Source organism: Xanthomonas sp. AC360, from assembly GCF_979258225.1.
In genome coordinates this window covers 4,219,599-4,234,513 of the sequence record NZ_OZ409846.1, presented here as the reverse complement: position 1 = coordinate 4,234,513, position 14,915 = coordinate 4,219,599, and the positions used below count along the sequence as shown (strand labels likewise).

Genomic DNA, 14,915 nt, shown 5'->3' with positions numbered 1-14,915 from the left:
AATCGCAAAGGTAGTGCCTGCGGCTTTTTCCATTCCCGATTCACCATTCCCGATTCCCGTACAATCAGCACATGCCTTTAATCACTCTGCAAAGCGTCGACTACAGCGTCGGCGGCCCCTTGTTGCTGGAAAAAACCGACCTCACGATCGAGCCGGGCGAGCGTATCGCCCTGATCGGCCGCAACGGCGCCGGCAAATCGACCTTGATGAAACTGATCGCCGGCGAGCTCAAGCCCGACGACGGCGAAGTGCGCGTGCAGCAGGGCGTGCGCATCGCACGGCTGGAGCAGGAGGTGCCGCAGGGTACCGGCGGCAGCGTGTTCGACGTGGTGGCCGATGGCCTGGGCGAACTGGGCCACTGGCTGGCCGAGTTCCATCAGCTCAGCCATGCCGAAGTGTTCGATGCCGATGCATTTGGCAAGGTGCAGGCCAAGATCGACGCGGCCGACGGTTGGGCGCTGGATCAACGCGTCACCGAAACCCTGACCAAGCTGGAACTGGACGGCGATGCGGAGTTTGCGCGCCTGTCCGGCGGCATGAAGCGCCGCGTGCTGCTGGCGCGCTCGCTGGTGTCCTCGCCGGATGTCCTGCTGCTGGACGAGCCGACCAACCATCTGGATATCGAAGCGATCGATTGGCTGGAGTCGTTCCTGAAGAACTGGAGCGGCAGCGTGCTGTTCGTGACCCATGACCGGCGCTTTCTGCGTGCGTTGGCGACCCGCATCGTCGAAATCGATCGTGGCCAGGTCACCAGCTGGCCGGGCGACTGGGCCAACTACGAGCGGCGTCGCGAAGAACGGCTCAATGCGCAGGCGCAGGAAAATGCGCGTTTCGACAAGATGCTGGCGCAGGAGGAAGTCTGGATCCGCCAGGGCATCAAGGCGCGTCGTACCCGCGACGAAGGCCGTGTGCGACGTCTGGAATCGATGCGCAACGAGCGCGTGCAGCGTCGCGACCTGACCGGCAATGTGCGCATGGAAGTCTCGCAGGGCGAGTCGTCCGGCAAGAAGGTGATCGAGGCCAAGGAGGTCGGCTTTGCGTTCGGCGCGCGCACGATGGTCAAGGACTTTTCGACCATCATCCAGCGTGGCGATCGCATCGGTCTGATCGGCCCCAACGGTAGCGGCAAGACCACCTTGCTCAAGTTGTTGCTGGGCGATCTGCAGGCGCAGGAAGGCGAAATTCGCATCGGTACCAATCTGCAGATTGCGTATTTCGACCAGTACCGCTCGACCCTGCGCGAGGATTGGAGCGCCATCGAAAACGTGGCCGAAGGCCGCGATTTCCTGGAGATCAATGGCAAGCGCAAGCATGTGCATGCGTATCTGCAGGATTTCCTGTTCACGCCCGAGCGCGCGCGCGCGCCGATCACGCGGCTATCCGGTGGCGAGCGCAATCGGTTGCTGCTGGCGCGGTTGTTTGCACAGCCGTCCAACCTGCTGGTGATGGACGAACCGACCAACGATCTGGACGTGGAAACGCTCGAGCTGCTGGAAGAGCTGCTTGGCGAATACACCGGCACCTTGCTGCTGGTCAGCCATGACCGCGACTTCCTCGACAACGTGGTGACCTCGACGCTGGTGATGGAAGGCGATGGCCTGATCGGCGATTACGTCGGCGGTTATAGCGATTCGTTGCGTCAGCGGCGTACGCCGGCGACCAATGCGATGGCCGTCGCCAAGGCCTCGGCGACTGCTGCGGTGACCACGCCCGTGGCGGTTGCGGTGCCAGCGGTAGATGCCGCGCCCAAGCGCAAGCTCAGCTACAAGGATGCGCGCGAACTGGAGCAGTTGCCGGCCTTGATCGACAGCCTGGAGCAGCAGGTCGCAGCGCTCACCAATGCGATGAACGACCCGGCCTTCTATCAGCGCGACAGCGCAGCGATGGCCGCGCATACCGCCGCGCTGGGAGATGCGCAGGCGCAGCTGGATGCGGCGTTCGCGCGCTGGAGCGAGCTGGATAGTTGATTGCCGGACCGGTGCGCGACTGCGTGCCGGTCTTATGGGTTGGTAGGCGCGGCAAACACGCATCGCGAGGTGGGCGCGGCCTGCTTCGCGGTCCCATCAGTCTTTGATCGCTCTAACCCAACATTGCGTCATTTGTGGCCAAGACGTTGCCGCCATTGCAACAGCGTTCGGGAGGGTGTGTTAGCCGCTCTCAGTCGCAAGCACTCGCAGGCGCCACAAATGCTGCAAATGTGAGCCCGCGAGCGGCCCAGGCAGTGGCGGCTTCATCGAGAATATCCAGCAAGGTATCGCGCTCATTCGGCGCTGCCTGCGCCAATGCCTCGGCGCCGTCGATCAACAACGCATAGCCGCGCGGGGAGGGCAGCCAGGCAAGATCGCGCAGCGCATCGCTCAATGCATCCCAGTTGCGGCCGAAGCTGGCGGGAAAATCGAGTTGGGTGGCCAGGCGCATCAACAGCATGCGCTTGTCGCAGCAGGTGGCCAGATCCACGCGCAGGATGCGCAAGCCGGCATCGCGCGCCAGCGCCGCCATGGTGTCCAGATCGTCGGTGTCGGCTTGATAGACGCCCGATTGCTGCGGGTCGGACAGGTCCAGCGCAAAGTCGCCCGCGCTCATGGCGCCTGCTCCGGTGTCGGGCCCTGGAACGATTTGAAGGTTTGGTAATGATCGTCGCTGTAGTACCAGGTCTGCGGCGGGGTGCCGCCGGTGACGATGCGGCGAGCGCCGCGATCGGCGCTGCCGGGTGTGTCGACGGTGTATTCGCGGTAGTCGCCACGCGGGCGCTCCGGTAGCCGGTGTTCGCGATTGCCGAATACGCCGCCATCCTGCGGATACGGAAACGGCCCGCCGCGCTGGATCAAGACGATGGTGGCCATGGCTTCGGTCGGCAGGAAGGCCGGCAAGTGCGGCACCTGACGCGCTGGCGGTGCTGCGACGATCGGTGCGTTGAGCTGCGGCGCAAACTGCGGCTTGGGCGTCTGCAGCGTCCGCATGCCCCATAAGCCGGCAACGAGCAGCACGATGGCGACGATCAGCAAAGCGGGCTTGCGCATGAAGACGATCCAGAAACGAAGAGTGTGCGGCAGAGCAAGTATGCCGCTGCGCGACTGTGTCGACTTTGAACGCGGCAGGGCGCCTTCGCGATTCACATCCAAGTAACCGGGGGCTGGTGCAAGGTGTGCAGCCAACAGGGCGCGGCACCCGATGCAATGGGATGAAGTTTCCCTGCCGCTGCCCTTGGTAAGCGCCGTCGGCGTCCTTACCATCTACCCCGCAACGCCCGGTCTTCGCCGGGCGGCAAGTCCAGGAGACACGCATGGCCTACACCCTTCCGCAGTTGCCCTACGCCTACGACGCGCTGGAACCGAACATCGATGCGCAGACGATGGAAATCCATCACAGCAAGCATCACCAGACCTACATCAACAACGTCAACGCGGCGCTGGAAGGGACCGAGTACGCCGACCTGCCGATCGACGAGTTGGTGTCCAAGCTGAAGAGCCTGCCGGAAAACCTGCAGGGCCCGGTGCGCAACAACGGTGGTGGCCACGCCAACCATTCGCTGTTCTGGACCGTGTTGTCGCCCAACGGCGGCGGCGAGCCCAAGGGCGAGGTCGCCAAGGCGATCGACAAGGACATCGGTGGTTTCGAGAAGTTCAAGGAAGCCTTCACCAAGGCTGCCGTCAGCCGCTTCGGCTCGGGCTGGGCATGGCTGAGCGTGACCCCGGACAAGAAGCTGGTGGTGGAAAGCACCGCCAACCAGGACAGCCCGCTGTTCGAAGGCAACACGCCGATTCTGGGCCTGGACGTGTGGGAACACGCGTACTACCTGAAGTATCAGAATCGCCGCCCGGAATACATCGGCGCGTTCTATAACGCGGTCAACTGGGACGAAGTCGAGCGCCGCTACCACGCTGCGATCGCCTGAGTCTTAAGCTGACGCTGTAACGAAGAAGGCCGGGAGCGATCCCGGCCTTCTGTCTTTGCTGCGGTCTGTCATGTAGGAGCGCACCTGGGCGCGAGGGGCTTTCTGGTGGAAAGCTCGGTCGCGCCCGGGTGCGCTCCTACGATTGCGGGAGCGGCAATCAGAGCTTGGCGTCGAACTTTCCTGGGTAGTCGGTGTTGCCGCTGTAACGCAAGAAGGCCGGGAGCGATCCCGGCCTTCTGTGTTTACTGCGGTCTGTCATGTAGGAGCGCACCTGGGCGCGAGGGCTTTCTGGTGGGAAGCTTCGGTCGCGCCCGGGTGCGCTCCTGCGATTGCTGGAGCGGCAATCAGAGCTTGGCGTCGAACTTTCCTGGGTAGTCGGTGTTGCCGCTGTAACGCAAGAAGGCCGGGAGCGATCCCGGCCTTCTGTGTTTGCTGCGGTCTGTCATGTAGGAGCGCACCTGGGCGCGAGGGGCTTTCTGGTGGAAAGCTCCGTCGCGCCCGGCTGCGCTCCTACGATTGCCGGCGCACCCATCAGAACTTGGCGTCGAACTCGCGCGCGTAGCCGGTGTTGACGATGACCTTCTGCAGCGCGTCGCTGATCTTGATGTTGCCGGCCACGATCTGCTGGGTTTCCGGGCCCATATTGTCCATGCGCGGCGGGGTGGCGCCCTTGTAGTCGCAGACGCGGCCACCGGCTTCGCGCACCAGCAGCACGCCGGCGGCGATGTCCCAGGCTTTGACGCCGGCTTCAAAGTAGGCATCGGCGCGTCCGCAGGCCACGTAGGCCAGATCCAGCGCGGCCGAGCCTGTGCGGCGCACGTCCTCGGCCTGCACCAGCACCGCATCGACGCACTTCAGCTGCGCACTGATCCGTGCGCGCTCGCGCGGCGGGAAGCCGGTGTGGATCATTGCGCCTTCCAGATCCTTGCGCTCTGCAATGCGGATGCGGCGGTCGTTGAGCACCGCGCCGGCGCCGCGGCTGGCCGTGAACAGCTCGTTGCGCAGCGGGTCGAAGATCACCGCGTCGGTCGGTTCGCCGTTTTCCACCAGCGCGATCGACACGCAGTAATGCGGAAACCCGCGCAGGTAGTTGCTGGTGCCGTCCAGCGGGTCGATGACCCAGGTGTAGCGGCCACTCTTGCCGCCCTGCACGCCGCCTTCTTCACCGAACACCGCGTACTCGGGGTAACCGCGCTTGAGTTCCTTGATGATGACTTTTTCGGCATCGGCATCGACTTCGCTGGCGTAGTCCATGCGGCCCTTCTGCACCACGTTGAGTGCATCCAGCTTGTTGATACCACGCAACAGCACATTGCCGGCGAGGCGGGCGGCTTTGACCATGACGGTGACGGCGGGTTTCTGCATGGTTAAAGCTCCCGTGAAGGCAGAATCGAAAATGGCGAAGGTAAAAGAGCGGTCCGGCACCAAAGCCGGCCGCGCAGTTTACCATCTACGACCGAATAGCTCCCCAATCTCCGTTCATGTCCGTCAGCCAGCGCATCCGTTTTGTTCTTGTCGGTACCCAGCATCCAGGCAACATCGGCGCCGCCGCGCGTGCGATGAAGACCATGGGTATCTCGCGGCTGGTACTGGTGGCGCCCGAACGCGCACTAGATGAAGACGCGTATCGGCGCTCGGCCGGCGCCGAGGACGTGTTGGGCGATGCGCCGCTGTTCGCCACGCTGGGCGAGGCGGTAGCCGACTGCACGCTGGTGATCGGCTGCACGGCGCGGGCGCGTCGGGTGGCCTTGGAAGAGTTGCTGCCGGACGAAGGTGCGCAGCGGGCCTTGGCCAAGGCGAGCGAACCGGCCGAAGTGGCGTTCGTGTTCGGCCGCGAGCGCACCGGCCTGACCAACGACGAATTGCAGCTCTGCCACGCGGCGGTGCATATCCCATCCGACCCGCAGTTCAGTTCACTCAATCTGGCGGCGGCGGTGCAGGTGCTCGCCTACGAAGTACGGCTGGCACAGCTGGCAGCTGGCGAGGCCGAGCCAGCACCGGCCGCCGCCGCCGGCCTGCGCGACGGGCCGGCCAGCCATGCGCAGCTGGAAGGCATGTTCGGCCAGTTTGGCGAAACCCTGGACGAGATCGACTTCCACAAGGGGCGCGCGCCGGAGTCGGCGATGCGCAAGTTGCGACGGCTGTTGTTGCGCGCGGAAATGACCGAGCAGGAGGTGCGGCTGATCCGCGGCATCCTGTCCGATGCGCAGCGCATGGCGATGCTGGCCAAGCGTGCCGGAAACTGACGTCTGTCACATCTTCACAGATTCGGCTAGGCTGTCCGCGGCTCTAGGGGAGTGTCCGTTTTGCGCGGTCTACAATGGTGTCTGATTGCCTGCTGGCTGGTGGCCGGGGCAGGCTTGGCCGCGACGGCTGCGGCAGCGCCCTCCTCGGTATTGGTGCTTGGGCGGATCAGCGATGACCCCGCCACGCATTACGATCAACTCAAGCCACTGCTGGACTATGTGGTGCCGCGCATGCGCGAGGTGGGTATTCGTCGTGGCGAGATCCTGATGGCGCCGGATGCGCGCCAGATGTCCAGCTATTTGCGGCGTGGCCGGGTCGACTGGGTCAGCGAGACCACCGGTGCGGCGATGTTGCTGGAGCGGCGCGGCGGCGCGCACCCGTTGCTGATGACCGAACGTGGCGGCGTGCGCGAGTTCCACACGGTTTTCTTCGTGCGCCGCGACAGCCCGATCCAGTCGCTCACACAACTGCGCGGGCATAGCCTGGCATTGCAGACTGCGTCCTCCACCAGCGGTTATCTGGTGCCGATGCTGGAACTGATGCGCAACGGCATCGCCTGCGACGTGCTGCTGTCGCCCGACGACCCTCAGGTGCCGGGCTCGGTGGGCTATCTGATGGTCGGCTCGAAATTGAATGTCGCTGCGTTCGTGCACAAGCGCCTGATCGATGCCGGGGCCTTCAGTAATCTCGATTGGGACGACGAGCGGCATCTGCCGCCGGTGTTCAAACGCGATTTCCGCATCGTGTACCGCAGCGCGCCGGTGCCGCGTGCGGTGGAAATGGTGCGCTCCGGCATGGACCCGGCAGTGGAGCGTCGCCTGCGCGTGGTGTTGCTGCAGGCAGCATCCGACCCGCTGGCCGGACCGGCGCTCAAGCGCTTTTTCGGCACCACCGCGTTTCACCCGCTGGATGGCAGCAGTCGCAGGCGTCTGGATGCGTTGAGCGCCGGCTTGCGGCACGTCAGGGATGAAATCGAATGAGCCAGGTGCGCTTCGGGTTGCAGGCACGGTTCCTGTTGGTCATGGCGCTGACCTTGCTGTTGGTCGGCGCGATCCTGGCGTCGCTGCTGCAACGCCAGAGTGCGATGCAGCGCGAGGTGCGCGGGCTCAGCGCACAGATCCTGCACGAGCTGTTCGATCGCAGCCTGCGCACCCGCGGCGAGACGCTGGCGACCGAACTTGCCTCCGGCTTGGCCAATCCGCTGTATTACTCCGACCTGGGGGCGGTAGGCGCGCTGGTGCGCAATGCCTCGCGCCAGCAGGTGGTGACGTATGTGCTGGTGTTCGATCGGCGTGGCCTGCTGGTGCACGACGGCACGCCCAATCTGCAGCGCTACGGTCAGCGCATGGACGACCCGCTCGCGGCCAAGGCGGTGACCGCGCAGGCGATGCTGCTGCAATCCTCGCCCGAGGTGCTGGACGTGACGGTGCCGATCAAGATCGGCGATCAGCGCATCGGCGGGGTGCGCGTGGGCATGTCGCGCGAGCGGGTGCGCAAGATCGAGTCGGGCGCCAATCTGACCCTGGTTCAGAACCTCAATGCGATCGGCAAGCGCGATCTGGGCTGGTTGCTGGTGCTGCTGGCCGCGTTGGTGGCGCTGGGCGTGCTGCTGGCGATCTATGTGCAACGCACGCTGGTGGCGCCGGTGCGGCTGTTGGCGGCGGCGGCGCGGCAGATCGAGCGCGGCGACTACGCCGTGCAATTGCCGCCGCATCCGCGTAACGACGAGATTGGCGAGCTGATTTCCGCATTCGGCCGCATGAGCGAAAGCATTGCACGGCACGACCGCGAAGTGCGTCATATGGCCTACACCGATGCGCTGACCGGGCTGACCAACCGCCTGGGTTTTCGCGAAGGTCTGGACTACCTGCTCAACACCGCGCGCAGCAGCAACAGCAAGCTGGCGCTGCTGTTTGCCGATATCGACGACTTCAAGCGCGTCAACGATACGCTTGGTCATGAGGCGGGCGACGAGGCCTTGTTGCAGTTCGCCAGCCGGATCAGTCGCGCGGTTTCTGCGCTGGGTGGCGACGATGCGATCCTGGCGCGCTTCGGTGGCGACGAGTTCGTGATCCTGCTGCAAAGCGGTGATGTCACCCTGCTCGCTGCACAGCTGGCGGACCGCCTGGTGCATGAATTGAGCCGCCCGTTGAATGTGCAGGGCCGAGAAGTCTTCCTGGGCACCTCGATCGGCATCACGCTGTTCCCCGACGATGCCAACGATGCCACCGCGCTGCTGAAGAACGGCGACATCGCGATGTACCAGGCCAAGGTCGCCGGCAAAAACTGCCACCGCTTCTACAGCCGCGCGGCCGACCATGCGGTGGAGCGACGCGTGCATATGGAGCACGAGCTGCGCGGTGCCTGGGAGCGCGACGAGTTGCGGCTGGTCTATCAGCCGATCTACCGCACCAGCGACCGCCTGCTGGTAGGCGTGGAGGTGCTGCTGCGCTGGCAGCACCCGGCGCTGGGCACGATTGCGCCCTCCACCTTTATCGACATTGCCGAGCAGAGCGGGTTGATCGAGATGATCGGCCCCAAGGTGCTGCGTGCGGCCTGCCTGGAAGCGGCGCAATGGCCGGAAGTGGGCGAGGGCCTGTTTATTTCGGTCAACGTGTCGCCGCGGCAGTTGCGCAGCGGCGATCTGATCGACACCGTGGCCGAGTGCCTGGCCGAGTCCGGGTTGCCGGCCGCGCGCCTGCATCTGGAACTGACCGAGACGGCGGTGATCGGCGACGAGATGATGGCCGCCAGCCTGCTCGATCAGCTGCACCGCACCGGTGTGAAGGTGTGGCTGGACGACTTTGGCACCGGTTTCTCCGGGTTGAGCCATCTACGCCAGGTGCCGGTGGATGGGGTCAAGATCGACAAGAGTTTCATCGCCGACCTGCAGCGCGACCCGGACGATCTGGCCCTGACCACGGCCATCATCAACATGGCCCACTCGTTGGGAATCACGGTAGTGGCCGAAGGCATCGAGCAAGAGGCGCAGTTCAACCTGTTGCGCGAGCGCGGCTGCGATCTGGGGCAGGGCTACTGGTTCAGCAGGCCCTTGAGCCCGGCCGACATGGTCAAGCTGATCGCGGCGGGCTAAGCACCGTAGGAGGGCACCTGGGCGTGATTGGCGTTACCGGTGAGGCTTCGTCGCGCCCGGGTGCGCTCCTACCACAAGGAGTGCTTGGGTCTGGGCGATTACAACGGCCATCGCCTGGGACTTCGCTCATTTCCGCGTTACCCGATAGCGCCGTAGGAGCGCACCTGGGCGCGATGGGGCGTTACCGGTAAGGCTTCGTCGCGCCCGGGTGCGCTCCTACGATGTACTGCTTGAGTTGGTTGATTACAGCGGCCGTTTGCCGGTATCGCCTGGGATTTCGCGTACCAGGCGCGGGACTAGATAGCCGGATAGGCGCGTGGCCAGTTCCGCATGCAGGGCGCGTGCGCGGGCGTCGTCCACTTCGAAATGCGCCACGCCCGCTACGCGATCGAGCTGATGCAAGTAGTAAGGCAGCACGCCGGCGGCAAAGCTGCGTTCGCTCAACGCGGCCAGCGCGTCCACGCTGTCGTTGACGCCACGCAGCAGCACCGCCTGATTGAGCAGTTGCACACCGGCATCGCGCAACGCGTGCATGGCGCTGTCCACGTCGGCATCGAATTCGTTGGCATGGTTGGCGTGGATCACAAATGCCACCGGCCACGGCAGGCTGCGCAGCCAGGCCAGCAGGGGCGCGTCCACGCGTGCGGGCAACACCACCGGCAGGCGGCTGTGGATGCGCAGCCGCTTGAGGTGTGGGATGGCGGCCAGGGCGTCGGTGAGTTCAACCAGTTTGGGCGTGGCCAGCGACAGCGAGTCGCCGCCGGATAGCAGTACTTCGTCGATATCCGGGTCGGCAGCGATCGCCTCCACCGCCTCACGCCAGCCATCGCGCGCGGCGGTTTCTTCTGCGTATGGGAAGTGGCGACGGAAGCAGTAACGGCAGTGCACCGCGCAACTGCCGGTGGCGATCAGCAGGGCGCGGCCGCGGTATTTCTGGATCACCCCGGCGGCCGTCTTGGCGGCGGCATCGCCCACCGCATCCAGACCGAAGCCCGGCACCGGCTGCATTTCTGCATCCAGCGGCAGCACCTGCCGTAGCAGCGGGTCGTCGAGGTCGCCGTGCCGCATCCGCGCCACGAAGGCCTGCGGGACGCGCAGCGGAAACTGCGCGGCCGCGTCTGCACTGATGCCAGCCGCTTGCGCGTCCAGGCCCAGCAGTTCCAGCAATGCGCGTGGGTCGCGCACGGCATCGCGCCACTGCTGCTGCCAGCGCGGCGGCTGCAGGGTGGAGGGCGGGGATGGCTGTAAGGCGACGGGGGCTGCGGTTATCATGTGCGGTCACAAAACCAATGCCCGCCGGTTGCGGCGGGCGCCCCATTCTAATCCGACCGGCCACCGTGTGGCGGGTCGTGGTCTTATCGAGGAGCTGCACCATGGCCACTGTTGGCATGAACGACGTCAAGAACGGCATGAAGATCCTGGTCAACAATGAGCCGGCGGTCATCACCGAGACCGAATACGTCAAGCCGGGCAAGGGCCAGGCCTTCACCCGCATGAAGTACCGCTTCATCAGGTCCGGCCGCGTGGTCGAAATGACCATGAAGGCGACCGATGACCTGGAAGTGGCCGACGTGGTCGATACCGACATGCGTTACCTGTACAGCGATGGCGAGTACTGGCACTTCATGGACCCGGAAACCTTCGAGCAGGTGCAGACCGACAAGGCCGGCATGGGCGGCGCCGAAAAGTGGCTCAAGGGCGAAGAAGATTGCATCGTGACGTTGTGGAATTCCGCGCCGATCTGGGTGCAGCCGCCGAACTTCGTCGAGCTGAAGATCACCGAGACCGACCCGGGCGTGCGCGGCGATACCTCGGGCGGCGGCGGCAAGCCGGCCACGCTGGAAACCGGTGCGGTGGTGCGCGTGCCGTTGTTCGTCAATCAGGACGAAATCATCAAGGTAGACACCCGTTCGGGCGAATACTCGGCGCGCGTCAAGTAAGCCGGATGCGCCCGCGACGCCTGTCTGTTCGAGCGGTACGCAGTGCCGGTGTCCTGGTGGGGCTGTGGGCTGCGCTCGTAGCGTGCCCGGCCTTTGCGCAATCGGCCGCCGCGACTTGCGACGCCGGTGACGTGGCCGCCGTTGCGGCCATTGCAACCTCCGGTGTCGTGGGCGGCGCTGCCGCCACGGTGCCGGTTGAGCGTGCAGTGGCCCAGACCTGCAAGCCGTGGCCGAACGATCCAGCCATCCGGCTGGCAGCAATCGCGTTTGCTGGCGACGCTCAGACCGTGCCTGGCGAGCGCGACCTTGAGTTGCGCGTGGCGATGCTCGATGCCGCCAGCGGCAAGGTGCTGGCGTTTTATGCGCAGGAAATGGGCGAGGACGCGGCCTTCGAACTCGCTGCCGACAGCTTGCGCCTGGATACTGCGCGCTATGACCTGGCCAAGGGCGTGCGCGCGATCGGCGTGGTGGTGCATAGCGCTGCGCGTGGGCCCAGCTGCCCGGATTTTTACACCAATCAGGCATTGACCTTGCTGGTACGCGAGGGGCGCAACTTGCGCCCGGTGCTGCAACGCGATCTCTATGCCTGGCAACGTGTGGAAGGCGAGCCGTGCACGATGGGCAGGAGCGATGTCATCACCGAAGTCGCCAATCTGAGCCTGAGCATGGCGCCGCAGGCACATGCCGGCTATGCGGACATCGTGCTGACAGCCAACGTCGCTACTACGGAGAGCACCGCTGGTAGCGACACCGATACCGAACGCACCCGTCGTGCACGCCAGGTGCTGCGCTACGACGGCAAACGCTACGTGCCTGCTGCTGGTGGCGATCGCAGCTGGCCGTTCGACAACTAACCCTTTATGGATACGCTCATGACCAATGCCCCTCCCGAAGCGTGCGACCTGTTGATCGAAGCTGGTTACGTGGTGCCGATCGAACCGCATGCGGTGGTGCTCGAAGACCACGCGGTGGCGGTCAGCAATGGCGTCATCGTGGCGATCCTGCCGACTGCCGAAGCACGCACGCGCTTTGCGCCGAAGCAGACCGTCTCGCGCCCGGAGGCGGCGTTGATGCCGGGTCTGGTCAATGCGCATACGCATAACCCGATGACCCTGCTGCGCGGTATTGCCGACGATCTGCCGCTGATGGTGTGGCTGCAGCAGCACATCTGGCCGGTGGAAGCGGCGGTGATCGGGCCTGAGTTCGTGGCCGACGGCACCACGCTCGCCATCGCCGAGATGCTGCGCGGCGGTACCACCTGCGTCAACGAAAACTACTTCTTTGCCGATGTGCAGGCGGCGGTCTACAAGCAACACGGTTTCCGTGCGCTGGTGGGTGCGGTGATCATCGATTTCCCCACCGCGTGGGCATCGTCGGACGACCAATACTTCGCGCGGGCCGGTGAGCTGCACGACCAATGGCGCGACGATCCGTTGATCGGCACCGCGTTCGCACCGCATGCGCCGTATACGGTGAATGACGCCAACTTCGAACGCGTGCGCATGCTCGCAGATCAGCTGGACATGCCGGTGCATCTGCACACGCATGAAACCGCGCAGGAAGTGGCCGATTCGGTCAAACAATACGGCCAGCGCCCGCTGGCGCGGCTGGATCGGCTGGGCCTGGTCAACGACCGCCTGATCGCTGTGCACATGACCCAGCTCACCGATGCAGAAATCCATCTGTGCGCCGAACGCGGCGTCAGCGTGGTGCATTGCCCCGAGTCCAACCTCAAGCTAGCCTCGGGCTTCTGCCCGGCATGCGCGCTGCAACGCGCTGGGGTGAATCTGGCCATCGGCACCGACGGCTGCGCCAGCAACAACGATCTGGATATGTTCAGCGAAAACCGTACTGCCGCGATCCTGGCCAAGGCCGTGGCCAACGATGCCACCGCGCTGGATGCGGCCACCACCTTGCGCGCGGCCACGTTGGGCGGCGCGCGTGCGTTGGGCTTCGGCGACAAGATTGGGTCGATCGAAATCGGCAAACAGGCCGATCTGGTCTGCGTGGATCTGTCTGCGCTGGAGACCCAGCCGCTACATCATGTGCTGTCGCAATTGATCTACGCCGCCGGCCGTCATCAGGTCACCGATGTGTGGATCGCCGGCAAGCCCAAGCTGGTGCAGCGCGAGCTGATCGACATGGATACCGCTGCCCTGGTCGCCAATGCGCGGCAATGGCGCGAACGCATCCGCACCGTCCGCGCCTGATCGCGCGTTATCGCATCCCGGAGTTCCGCATGAATCCCACGACTCAATCCACCTCCAGCAATTTTCATCAGTCCGAGCTGGATAAATTCGCCGCGCTGGCCAACCGCTGGTGGGACGCCGACGGCCCGCAGAAGCCGCTGCATGCGCTCAACCCGGTGCGCCTTGCCTACGTGTCCGCACGTCAGGAACTGGCTGGCGCACGGGTGCTGGATGTCGGCTGCGGTGGCGGCTTGCTCAGCGAGTCGATGGCGCGCCTGGGCGCGCAGGTCACCGCAATCGATCTGGCACCGGAGCTGGTGAAAGTCGCCCGGCTGCACAGCCTGGAATCGGGCGTGCAGGTGGATTACCGCGTGCAGTCGGTGGAAGACCTGGCAGCCGAGCAGCCGGGCAGTTTCGATGCGGTGACCTGCATGGAAATGCTCGAACACGTGCCGGACCCGACCGCGATCATCCGCGCCTGCGCCAGCCTGCTCAAGCCGGGCGGCAAGCTGTTCCTGTCCACGCTCAACCGCACGCCGGCCGCATTCGCGCTGGCGGTGGTCGGCGCCGAATACATCGCTCGGCTGCTGCCCAAGGGCACGCACCACTACAAGGACTTCATCAAGCCATCGGAACTTGCGGCGTGGTTGCGCAGCGCCGAACTGCAGCTGCAAGACGTCAGCGGCATGCTGTACGAGCCGTGGCGCAATCGTGCGCGGCTGTCCTCGCGCACCGAGGTCAATTATCTGGCGTATGCGGTGAGGCCGTGACGGGCGGGAATTGGGGAGTCGGGATTCGGTATTCGCAACCGCGGCTGGCTGCGATCTTGATGTCTTTCGATTCCTGCCGGGCTGCTTGTCGTTGGCCACTCGTGGTGGGCGCGTGAGTTTTCCGCGTGCGGCGTTGTTCGATCTGGATGGCACCTTGCTGGACAGTGCGCCGGATATGCTGGCCACGGTCAATGCAATGCTGGCTGAGCGCGAGCGTGCGCCGATTGCGTTGGAGCAGCTGCGGCCGGTGGTGTCGAAAGGTGCGCGTGCGATGGTGGGTGTGGCCTTTGCCGAGCTTGATGACGCTGCGCGCGCCGACCTGGTGCCGGAGTTCCTGCGTCGCTACGAAGGCTTGATCGGGACCCAGTCGCAGCTGTTCGATGGTGTCGAAGCGCTGCTGTCGCGGCTGGAAGCGGCCGGCTGCATCTGGGGCGTGGTCACCAACAAGCCCGAATCTCTCGCGCGCTTGATCCTGCCGCAACTGGGTTGGCAACAGCGCTGTGCCGTGTTGATCGGAGGCGATACCTTGCCCGAGCGCAAGCCGCATCCGCTGCCGTTGCTGACCGCCGCCGAACGCATCGGCGTTGCGCCTGCGCAGTGCGTCTACGTCGGCGACGACGAGCGCGACATTCTCGCGGCACGCGCTGCCAACATGCCGTCGGTGGCGGTGTTGTGGGGCTATCGCCTGCATGACGATGTGCCGGCGCGCTGGCAGGCCGATGTGCTGGTGGACCAGCCGCAGCTGCTGTGGAATCCGGCCACGTGGCCGCAGACCTGATT

The 14,915-nt window shown here is 65.0% G+C and carries 14 protein-coding genes; 10 read left to right on the top strand and 4 right to left on the bottom strand.

All coding sequences use genetic code 11. The annotated features are described in order from the left end of the window. Positions 1-71: 71 nt before the first annotated feature. Positions 72-1,967 carry an ATP-binding cassette domain-containing protein gene (locus tag ACZZ0O_RS18145; protein ID WP_463591448.1) on the top strand — a complete coding sequence of 632 codons (1,896 nt, stop codon included), beginning with the start codon at positions 72-74 and terminating at the stop codon, positions 1,965-1,967. A 190-nt stretch (positions 1,968-2,157) separates the two neighbouring features. Here ACZZ0O_RS18145 and ACZZ0O_RS18140 read toward each other — a convergent pair whose 3' ends face one another. Continuing rightward, positions 2,158-2,583: a barstar family protein gene (locus tag ACZZ0O_RS18140; RefSeq protein ID WP_463591447.1), complete on the bottom strand. Its 426-nt coding sequence runs from the start codon at positions 2,581-2,583 to the stop codon at positions 2,158-2,160. Then, on the bottom strand, positions 2,580-3,020 hold the full coding sequence (locus ACZZ0O_RS18135) for a ribonuclease (protein WP_463591446.1): 441 nt from the start codon (positions 3,018-3,020) through the stop codon (positions 2,580-2,582). Before ACZZ0O_RS18135 ends, ACZZ0O_RS18140 begins: the two co-directional genes overlap by 4 nt. Positions 3,021-3,283: 263 nt before the next feature. Here ACZZ0O_RS18135 and ACZZ0O_RS18130 point away from each other — a divergent pair, with 263 nt between their 5' ends. Next, positions 3,284-3,895 carry a superoxide dismutase gene (locus ACZZ0O_RS18130; RefSeq protein ID WP_323522665.1) on the top strand — a complete coding sequence of 204 codons (612 nt, stop codon included), beginning with the start codon at positions 3,284-3,286 and terminating at the stop codon, positions 3,893-3,895. 531 nt (positions 3,896-4,426) lie between these two features. On the opposite strand, the gene ACZZ0O_RS18125 is transcribed toward ACZZ0O_RS18130, so the two are convergent. Continuing rightward, on the bottom strand, positions 4,427-5,260 hold the full coding sequence (locus tag ACZZ0O_RS18125; RefSeq protein ID WP_005994417.1) for an inositol monophosphatase family protein: 834 nt from the start codon (positions 5,258-5,260) through the stop codon (positions 4,427-4,429). A 116-nt stretch (positions 5,261-5,376) separates the two neighbouring features. Here ACZZ0O_RS18125 and ACZZ0O_RS18120 point away from each other — a divergent pair, with 116 nt between their 5' ends. From ACZZ0O_RS18120 to ACZZ0O_RS18110, 3 genes are read left to right on the top strand one after another with little or no spacing between them, the layout of a single operon-like run. Continuing rightward, positions 5,377-6,141: an RNA methyltransferase gene (locus ACZZ0O_RS18120; RefSeq protein WP_115559012.1), complete on the top strand. Its 765-nt coding sequence runs from the start codon at positions 5,377-5,379 to the stop codon at positions 6,139-6,141. 51 nt (positions 6,142-6,192) lie between these two features. After that, complete coding sequence (locus ACZZ0O_RS18115) at positions 6,193-7,122, top strand: phosphate/phosphite/phosphonate ABC transporter substrate-binding protein (protein ID WP_161964689.1); 930 nt, start codon at positions 6,193-6,195, stop codon at positions 7,120-7,122. Beyond that, entirely contained in the window at positions 7,119-9,236 is a 2,118-nt protein-coding gene (locus ACZZ0O_RS18110; protein WP_055851992.1) for a putative bifunctional diguanylate cyclase/phosphodiesterase, read from the top strand. Before ACZZ0O_RS18115 ends, ACZZ0O_RS18110 begins: the two co-directional genes overlap by 4 nt. A 243-nt stretch (positions 9,237-9,479) precedes the next feature. On the opposite strand, the gene epmB is transcribed toward ACZZ0O_RS18110, so the two are convergent. Then, positions 9,480-10,508, bottom strand: coding sequence for an EF-P beta-lysylation protein EpmB (epmB, locus tag ACZZ0O_RS18105; RefSeq protein WP_463591445.1), 1,029 nt, complete (start codon positions 10,506-10,508; stop codon positions 9,480-9,482). Positions 10,509-10,609: 101 nt separating this feature from the next. Here epmB and efp point away from each other — a divergent pair, with 101 nt between their 5' ends. The 5 genes from efp (at position 10,610) to ACZZ0O_RS18080 (ending at position 14,913) form a co-directional block, all read left to right on the top strand. Continuing rightward, the gene (efp, locus tag ACZZ0O_RS18100; protein ID WP_055851998.1) at positions 10,610-11,176 is read left to right on the top strand and encodes an elongation factor P; all 567 of its coding nucleotides are present in this window, start codon (positions 10,610-10,612) and stop codon (positions 11,174-11,176) included. A gap of 131 nt (positions 11,177-11,307) precedes the next feature. Continuing rightward, positions 11,308-12,030 carry a PA3715 family protein gene (locus ACZZ0O_RS18095; RefSeq protein WP_463591444.1) on the top strand — a complete coding sequence of 241 codons (723 nt, stop codon included), beginning with the start codon at positions 11,308-11,310 and terminating at the stop codon, positions 12,028-12,030. Positions 12,031-12,048: 18 nt separating this feature from the next. Continuing rightward, positions 12,049-13,386, top strand: coding sequence for a TRZ/ATZ family hydrolase (locus ACZZ0O_RS18090; RefSeq protein WP_463591443.1), 1,338 nt, complete (start codon positions 12,049-12,051; stop codon positions 13,384-13,386). A gap of 29 nt (positions 13,387-13,415) precedes the next feature. Continuing rightward, entirely contained in the window at positions 13,416-14,135 is a 720-nt protein-coding gene (gene ubiG, locus ACZZ0O_RS18085) for a bifunctional 2-polyprenyl-6-hydroxyphenol methylase/3-demethylubiquinol 3-O-methyltransferase UbiG (protein ID WP_055852321.1), read from the top strand. A gap of 112 nt (positions 14,136-14,247) precedes the next feature. Then, positions 14,248-14,913 carry a phosphoglycolate phosphatase gene (locus ACZZ0O_RS18080; protein ID WP_115527920.1) on the top strand — a complete coding sequence of 222 codons (666 nt, stop codon included), beginning with the start codon at positions 14,248-14,250 and terminating at the stop codon, positions 14,911-14,913. Positions 14,914-14,915 lie beyond the last annotated feature (2 nt).